Annotated in this window: 2 protein-coding genes; both read left to right on the top strand. The window is 30.7% G+C overall.

Translation table 11 applies throughout. The features are described 5' to 3' along the window. Positions 1-237: 237 nt before the first annotated feature. Positions 238-465 (top strand): hypothetical protein, encoded by a 228-nt coding sequence (locus KA900_RS04625; protein ID WP_210139335.1) that lies wholly within the window; start codon positions 238-240, stop codon positions 463-465. 233 nt (positions 466-698) lie between these two features. Then, positions 699-1703, top strand: coding sequence for a protein rep (locus KA900_RS04630; protein WP_210139336.1), 1005 nt, complete (start codon positions 699-701; stop codon positions 1701-1703). Positions 1704-2509: the final 806 nt, after the last annotated feature.

Consider the following 2509-nt stretch of genomic DNA (forward strand, 5'->3'; position numbering starts at 1 on the left):
TGCAGACGAATGTCGGCATAGCGTGAGCTATTAAGCCGACCATTCGACAAGTTTTGGGATTGTTAAGGGTTCCGAGGCTCAACGTCAATAAAGCAATTGGAATAAAGCAACAAATTAAATTGATATAAAATGATGTTTTCAATTTTTTATATCAATTTAATTCGCTAATATTTTTGTTTGTAAATGCTATATTATTATTTGTAAGGAATGTTTAATTATTACTTAGGAGTGATGTTAGTGGGTAGAAATAAAGAATTTTTAATTGAACAAGAACAAAATGAAAGAGTTTGTCCTGAATGTGGGGCTGACGTTTGGATTCATTGGGCAGAAACCCCGAATTTGAAGTGTCCTGAATGTGGTTATGAAGATACAGTAAAGCAATGTTCTAATTGTACTGGATTAATTTCTGTAGATAGTGATGATATAGTTTGTGAAAATTGTTTTGAAAAAGCTATGGAAGACTAAATAATATTTTATTGATAATTCTCTGTTTTAATAAGTTTTTTGAAACGAGTGAAACGAGTTTCTTCTTGTCTTGATACTATATAGAAATAACGTTCTTTTTTAAAATATGTATTAATCATTGATATGACAGGGTTTTTCTTTGTTTTTGAGCGTGAAAGAAAAAATTGACATAAAAAAGCTCCAGTAATATGATTAAGTTACGACGCTTAAATCAATACTGGAGGTCTTTTTATATGCAATATAATACTACTAGATGTATAGACGAAAATCAAGATAATAAAACATTAAAAGATATGACGAAAAGTGGGAAACAACGCCCGTGGAGAGAAAAGAAAATAGACAATGTAAGTTATGCAGATATACTGGAAATCTTAAAAATTAAAAAGGCTTTTAACGTAAAACAATGTGGTAACGTCTTAGAGTTCAAGCCAACTGATGAAGGTTATTTGAAATTACATAAGACATGGTTTTGTAAGTCAAAATTATGCCCAGTTTGTAATTGGAGGCGTGCTATGAAAAATAGTTATCAAGCTCAAAAAGTGATTGAAGAAGTGGTTAAAGAAAAGCCAACTGCACGTTGGTTGTTTCTTACGTTATCGACAAAAAATGCGATAGATGGTGAAACTTTAGAACAAAGTTTAAAACATTTAACTGAATCATTTAGAAGATTGTTTAAATATAAAAAAATTAGTAAAAATTTAATTGGCTTTATGCGTTCGACAGAAGTTACGGTTAATAAAAATGACGGTAGTTATAATCAACATATGCACGTTTTGTTATGTGTTGAAAATGCGTATTTTAGAAAAAAAGAAAATTATATTACGCAGACCGAATGGGTCGATTTATGGCAAAAAGCATTACAAGTTGATTATCGACCAGTCGCAAATATTAAAGCGATCAAACCAAATCAAAAAGGGGATAAAGATATTCAAGCAGCTATCAAAGAAACTTCAAAATACTCGGTTAAATCATCAGATTATTTAACTGGAGATAGCAAAAAAGATTCCGAGATTGTTGATGATTTGGAAAAAGGTTTATATCGAAAACGCATGTTGAGTTATGGTGGATTGCTTAAACAAAAACATAAAATTTTAAATTTAGACGATGCCGAAGACGGTAATTTAATTAATACAAGCGACGAAGATAAAACAACAGACGAAGAAGAAAAAGCACATTCAATTACGGCAATTTGGAATTTTGAAAAGCAAAATTATTATTTAAAAGATTTGAAACGTTAGCTTAAAAGCTAGCGTTTTTTTATGCTTTTTTTGCCTTTGCGGGAACTATAGCGTTCAACCGGCATGGTTGGCCATTTTTACTATGCAAATTTTAATTTGCATGTAACTGGGCAGTGTCTTAAAAAATCGACACTGGATTTGCTTAAATTTTTGTTTGTGAAATTAAGATATATTTATTTGGCTCATATTTGCGTTTTAAGAGCTTATATAAGTTTTTAGGTATAAAACTATATAAAATACCCCTAATTCTTCAAAATACCCCCTTAAAATTCAAAATAAAGGTATTTAAAAATTAACAAAATAAAAAAAGCTACTAGCCAAAAACTAGTAGCTTTAGTCTTGATGTAGTATTAATTTTTATATCTACGCTACAACGTCGATTCTAATTCGTGCAGTATTAATTTTTATATCTGCGCCACAACGCCGATTCCTTAAAATGAATATAAAAAATCGACGAAGGTCGATTATGGTTTTGTACGCGTTCTTTTTAGAACGCATAAGTGCGCCCTTACGGGATTTAACTAGATTATAACGACGAAAAATTGACCTGTAAAGCGATAACTATTGTGATAAGTTTGATTAAAAAGGAGATAGAAAATGCTTATATTTTTATTTATTTTGTTTTGTGGTCTTTTAGGTTATTTTTTGATTAATCGTTCTAGAAAAAAATAGAGCATGCATTTATGCCGAGAAAATTTATTGATGTTTAGAAGAACCCTTAACTAAACTTGCAGACGAATGTCGGCATAGCGTGAGCTATTAAGCCGACCATTCGACAAGTTTTGGGATTGTTAAGGGTTCCGAGG

It is taken from the genome of Staphylococcus sp. GDY8P120P, from assembly GCF_017892065.1.
Classification (GTDB): Bacteria; Bacillota; Bacilli; order Staphylococcales; family Staphylococcaceae; genus Staphylococcus; species Staphylococcus nepalensis.